Below are 4,569 nucleotides of genomic sequence, written 5' to 3'. Positions count from 1 at the left end.
GTTTTGGGCGCTGCACCCGTATGGCGAGATGCCGCTCGTCGGCGCTTCGGGCGCGATCTCTGGCATGATGGGGGCGGCGGCGCGCTATGGCTTTCGCATCGACCGCTCGTCCGGCAAGGCAGCCTTCGCCGGTGAGCCGCTGCCGATCGCAATCGTGCTGCGCTCGCGCGGCGTCATGACTTTCCTCGGCGTCTGGATGGTGATCAACCTCGCCACCGGCCTGCTCGGCTTCGCGCCAGGTGTCGACGGCCAGATCGCCTGGGAGGCCCATATCGGCGGCTTTATCGCTGGCTTCTTCGGCCTGCGTTTCTTCGACCGCCCGCAGCCGTCGGAGTAACGCTGCGGCGCACTTGAAATGCAGCCAATCACGGCGCACGATGGCGGCTAGGCACCCAGCGTCTTCCCAAGGGCGCTGGGGCTGAAAAAAAGCCGGTCGGGCAGGAGCCGGCGAGCAAGGCTGAGGAGGACGCCATGACGGTTAAGGCAATTCTTGAAAGCAAGGGCCATGACGTGTTCACGCTCGGGCCTAACGAAAAGCTGACCGAGGCCATCCGGATTCTGACCGAACACAGGATCGGCGCGCTCGTCATCACCAACGGCGACCGCAAGATCGTCGGCATTCTCTCGGAGCGCGACGTCGTGCGGGTGATTGCCAGGGAAGGAGCGGCCGCGCTCGATATCGCGGTGCGTTCGGCGATGACGCCCAAGGTCAAGATCTGTAACGAGAGCCATACCGTAAACGAGGTCATGGAGATCATGACGCGAGGCCGCTTCCGCCACCTGCCGGTGGAGAAGGACGGCATGCTCGACGGCATCGTGTCGATCGGCGACGTGGTCAAGCGCCGCATCGAGGACGTCGAACGCGAAGCCGAGGAGATCCGGGCCTATATCGCCACCGCGTAGCCGCTGCCTGGCTGCTTATTGCATCCTAGCGCAGGCCGGCTGCGTGCTGGAGGCGCGCGATCAGGTCGGCGTTGCGACAATATTCCGGCGGGGTGTCGGCTTGTTCGTGGCTGTCGAGCCAGGTCGAGCATTCGGCTTGATGGCCGCATGAACGGCAGCGGTCGACAGCTCGATTGGTGACGGCAATTTGGTCCGGAATGATTTTGAGTTGCCGTTCGACGCCCATCTTCTGCATCATTCGACCCATCAACGAGGTCCTGACCTCGACTGGAAGCAGATAATCCAGAAAGTTCATGTTGGTCACACTCCTACCCTTTCGGCAATTTTGTCCAAGGCGGCAGGGGCATGCATTGATCTCGGTCAACAGACGACTCCCTTGCCAGCCCGAGCCGATTGATCTAGCGAACGGTTGACATCCTGCGCTGCCAGAGTGCGGGAATTCGGACAACAAGCATCTGGACCACAATGAGCATCATCGATACCCGCACGCCCGACCCGAAACGCCTGATCTCCGGCGCCACCGGCGACTGGGAGATCATCATCGGGCTCGAAGTGCATGCGCAAGTGACGTCCGAGGCAAAGTTGTTCTCCGGCGCCTCGACCTCTTTCGGCGCCGCCCCCAACGCCAATGTCAGCCTGGTCGACGCGGCGATGCCCGGCATGCTGCCAGTGATCAACGAGGAATGCGTCAAGCAGGCGATCCGCACCGGACTTGGCCTGAAGGCGGCGATCAACCACAAGTCGGTCTTCGACCGGAAGAACTACTTCTATCCGGATCTGCCGCAGGGATATCAGATCTCGCAGTTCAAGCAGCCGATCGTCGGCGAGGGCAAGGTGATCGTCTCCGTCGGGCCGGACCGGCAGGGCGAGTTCGAGGACATCGAGGTCGGCATCGAGCGGCTGCATCTGGAGCAGGATGCGGGCAAGTCGATGCACGACCAGCATCCGACCATGTCTTATGTCGACCTCAACCGCTCGGGCGTCGCGCTGATGGAGATCGTCTCCAAGCCCGACATGCGTTCCGCAGACGAGGCCAAGGCCTATGTCAGCAAGCTGCGCACCATCATGCGCTATCTCGGCACCTGCGACGGCAACATGGACGAAGGATCGCTGCGCGCCGATGTCAACGTCTCGGTGCGCCGTCCGGGCGGCGCCTTCGGCACGCGCTGCGAGATCAAGAACGTCAACTCGATCCGTTTCATCGGCCAGGCGATCGAGTCCGAAGCGCGCCGGCAGATCGCCATCCTGGAAGACGGCGGCGCGATCGAGCAGGAGACGCGCCTGTTCGATCCCAACAAGGGCGAGACGCGCTCGATGCGCTCCAAGGAAGAGGCGCATGACTACCGCTACTTCCCGGACCCCGACCTCTTGCCGCTGGAGTTCGACCAGGCCTATGTCGACACCTTGGCGCAGCATCTGCCGGAACTGCCCGACGACAAGAAGGCGAGGCTGATCGACTCGCTGGGCCTCTCGGCCTACGACGCCTCGGTGCTTGTTTCGGAAAAGCCGGTCGCCGATTATTTCGAGAAGGTGGCGGCCGGACGTGACGGCAAGCAGGCCGCCAACTGGGTCATCAACGACCTGCTGGGTGCTCTCAACAAAGCCGGAAAAGATATTGAAAATGCTCCGGTTTCGCCTGATCAGCTCGGCGCTGTCATCGACCTGATCAAGGAAGGCACGATCTCCGGCAAGATCGCCAAGGACCTGTTCGAGATCGTATGGAACGAGGGCGGCGACCCGCGCCAGCTCGTCGAGAGCCGCGGCATGAAGCAGGTCACCGACACCGGCGCCATCGAGAAGGCGGTCGACGAGGTCATCGCCGCCAACCCCGACAAGGCCGAGCAGGCGCGCGCCAAGCCGACCATGGCCGGCTGGTTCGTCGGCCAGGTGATGAAGGCGACCGGCGGCAAGGCGAATCCGCAGGCGGTCAACGAGCTGGTCAAGGCCAAGCTCGGCATCGAGGGCTAGCATGTTCGTGCGGACGGCGAGCGAACGCGATCTCGCCGCCATCCGTGCGCTGCTGGTCGAGACCTGGCATGCCACCTACGATGCCATCTATGGCGCCGGGCGCGTCACCGAGATCACCGATGACTGGCATTCGATCGCCTCGCTCAAGGCGCGGCTGACGCGCCCCAATTCGGAATTCCTGGTGGCCGACGACGGCAAGCGCCTCGGCGGCATTGCGTTCGCTTCCGCCACCACGGACCCGAAGATCGTCCTCCTCAACCAACTCTACGTGCATCCGGACTGCCAGCGCCGAGGGATCGGCCGGTCGCTGCTCGACGAGGTTGAGGCCAGCTTCCCGGAGGCGCGGACACTGCGCCTGGAAGTGGAGGAGGCGAATTCCCCGGCGATCGCCTTCTACGAGGCGCATGGGTTCCGGCCCGCCGGCAGGACTGGCGATTGCGGCGGCGGTTCAGGAATACCCGCGCTCGTCCTGGAAAAGCGGCTGGCGTAGATCGTCCGAAGATAACGGCTGCGGCGTCGCGCCCTGGATTTGATGCATCCCCGGGCTGTCCAGACTTCGTCACTCAGGCGCGGGGAGAATCTCCACATTGTCGATAAGCCTGGTCGTGCCGAGCCAGGCCGCCGCGAGCAGGCGGCCGTCGCGATCCCCCCGCCAAGGCCTGAGCGTCACGGCCTCGCGTGCGGCGACGTAGTCGACCTTTCGGAAGCCCGACCGGACGAGTGCTTCCGCGGCCTCGCCCGTGGCACTTGCCTCATCCGCGCCGGATGCCAGTTCCGTCGCGGTCTGACGCAGAACCGCGTTGAGCTTGCGCGCGATATCGAGTTCGGCCTCGCCGAGATAGGCGTTGCGGGACGACATGGCGAGGCCATGCGAATCGCGCACCGTCGGCCCGCCGATGATGTCGACCGGCAGATCGAGATCGCGGCAAAGCTGCCTGACGACGCAAAGCTGCTGGTAGTCCTTCTCGCCGAACACCGCGCAATCGGGCGCGGCCTGCAGGAAAAGCTTGGTCACAACGATAGCGACGCCGTCGAAGAAGGCCGGCCTGAAATCCGTTTCCAGACCGGCGGAGGGGCCACCGACCGAGATTTTGGTAGCGAACCCGGCCGGGTACATTTCCGCGACGGTCGGCGTGAAGACGAGATGCGCGCCTGTTTCCCGAAGCCGGTCGATATCCCGGGCCAGTTGGCGCGGATATTTGTCCAGATCCTCTGTCGGCGCGAACTGGGCCGGATTGACGAAGATCGAGACGACGCAGCGCTCGGCCTTTTCGAGCGCGATCCTGACCAGCGAGATATGGCCGTCATGCAGGGCGCCCATGGTCGGCACCATGGCGATGCCGAGGCCCTCGCGCCGCCAGTCGCGGATTTGCTCGCGAAGGGCGGAAACCGTTTCGACGACGATCGGTCGGCTCATACGTTGTCCTTATCGGGTGTGGCGGCAAAGACGTGGTCCGGGCCGGGAAAAGTGCGGTCGCGCACCTCCGCCGCGAAGCGGGCGGCGGCGTCCGAGACGACATCGCGCAGGTGGGCATATTCCTTGACGAATTTCGGCACCCGGTCGACCGTCATGCCGATCATGTCGTCTATGACCAGGATCTGGCCGTCGCAGTCGGCGCTGGCGCCGATGCCGATGGTCGGGATGGCGATATGGCGGGTGAGATCCGAAACCACCGCCTCCCCCCTCCCCCCGATGAC

Annotated in this window: 7 protein-coding genes; 4 read left to right on the top strand and 3 right to left on the bottom strand. The window is 64.2% G+C overall.

The annotated features are described in order from the left end of the window. Both EOA29_RS26095 and EOA29_RS26090 read left to right on the top strand, forming a co-directional pair. A partial coding sequence (locus EOA29_RS26095; protein ID WP_145969800.1) for a rhomboid family intramembrane serine protease occupies nt 1-337 on the top strand: 337 nt, incomplete at its 5' end. Between the two features lie 134 nt (nt 338-471). Beyond that, nucleotides 472-903: a CBS domain-containing protein gene (locus tag EOA29_RS26090; protein ID WP_126094173.1), complete on the top strand. Its 432-nt coding sequence runs from the start codon at nt 472-474 to the stop codon at nt 901-903. Nucleotides 904-928: 25 nt separating this feature from the next. Here EOA29_RS26090 and EOA29_RS26085 read toward each other — a convergent pair whose 3' ends face one another. Further along, nucleotides 929-1,198: a DUF6455 family protein gene (locus EOA29_RS26085; protein ID WP_126094172.1), complete on the bottom strand. Its 270-nt coding sequence runs from the start codon at nt 1,196-1,198 to the stop codon at nt 929-931. A gap of 170 nt (nt 1,199-1,368) precedes the next feature. Here EOA29_RS26085 and gatB point away from each other — a divergent pair, with 170 nt between their 5' ends. Both gatB and EOA29_RS26075 read left to right on the top strand, forming a co-directional pair. After that, a complete protein-coding gene (gene gatB / locus EOA29_RS26080; protein ID WP_127221814.1) occupies nt 1,369-2,871 on the top strand; it encodes an Asp-tRNA(Asn)/Glu-tRNA(Gln) amidotransferase subunit GatB in 1,503 nt (500 codons plus the stop codon). A 1-nt stretch (nt 2,872) separates the two neighbouring features. Further along, nucleotides 2,873-3,361: a GNAT family N-acetyltransferase gene (locus tag EOA29_RS26075; RefSeq protein ID WP_126094170.1), complete on the top strand. Its 489-nt coding sequence runs from the start codon at nt 2,873-2,875 to the stop codon at nt 3,359-3,361. Between the two features lie 69 nt (nt 3,362-3,430). On the opposite strand, the gene panC is transcribed toward EOA29_RS26075, so the two are convergent. Beyond that, a complete protein-coding gene (gene panC / locus EOA29_RS26070; protein WP_127221813.1) occupies nt 3,431-4,288 on the bottom strand; it encodes a pantoate--beta-alanine ligase in 858 nt (285 codons plus the stop codon). After that, on the bottom strand, nt 4,285-4,569 hold a 285-nt coding region (locus EOA29_RS26065), incomplete at its 5' end, for a 3-methyl-2-oxobutanoate hydroxymethyltransferase (protein WP_189478992.1). The genes EOA29_RS26065 and panC, both read right to left, overlap by 4 nt.

This window comes from Mesorhizobium sp. M1E.F.Ca.ET.063.01.1.1 (assembly GCF_003998155.1).
GTDB lineage: Bacteria > Pseudomonadota > Alphaproteobacteria > Rhizobiales > Rhizobiaceae > Mesorhizobium.
This window is presented reverse-complemented; position numbering and strand designations above follow the sequence as displayed.

Excerpts from the sequence above, each read along its gene's own strand:
- panC (WP_127221813.1), bottom strand. The coding sequence starts at position 4,288 with ATGAGCCGACCGATCGTCGTCGAAACGGTTTCCGCCCTTCGCGAGCAA.
- EOA29_RS26085 (WP_126094172.1), bottom strand. The coding sequence starts at position 1,198 with ATGAACTTTCTGGATTATCTGCTTCCAGTCGAGGTCAGGACCTCGTTG.
- EOA29_RS26075 (WP_126094170.1), top strand. The coding sequence starts at position 2,873 with ATGTTCGTGCGGACGGCGAGCGAACGCGATCTCGCCGCCATCCGTGCG.
- EOA29_RS26090 (WP_126094173.1), top strand. The coding sequence starts at position 472 with ATGACGGTTAAGGCAATTCTTGAAAGCAAGGGCCATGACGTGTTCACG.
- gatB (WP_127221814.1), top strand. The coding sequence starts at position 1,369 with ATGAGCATCATCGATACCCGCACGCCCGACCCGAAACGCCTGATCTCC.